Here is a 271-nt window from a genome sequence, read left to right on the forward strand (position 1 = left end):
GTGTTATACCGATGGCGCCATGCGGCGTACTACCGCTGTCGCGGTGAGTAACACCATGCGGCGTACTACCGCTATCGCTGTGAGTAGCACCATACGGCGTACTACCGCTAACGCGGTGAGTAGCGCCATGCGGCGTACTACCGCTAACGCGGTGAGTAGCGCCATGCGGCGTACTACCGCTAACGCGGTGAGTAGCGCCATGCGGCGTACTACCGCTGTCGCGGTGAGTAGCACCATACGGCGTACTACCGCTAACGCGGTGAGTAGCGCC

Annotated in this window: 1 protein-coding gene; it reads right to left on the minus strand. The window is 61.6% G+C overall.

The window, feature by feature from the left end:
- Positions 1 to 3: 3 nt before the first annotated feature.
- On the minus strand, positions 4 to 271 hold a 268-nt coding region (locus EOE67_RS20625), incomplete at its 5' end, for a hypothetical protein (protein WP_164852461.1).

Source organism: Rheinheimera riviphila, assembly GCF_004005945.1.
Classification (GTDB): Bacteria; Pseudomonadota; Gammaproteobacteria; order Enterobacterales; family Alteromonadaceae; genus Pararheinheimera; species Pararheinheimera riviphila.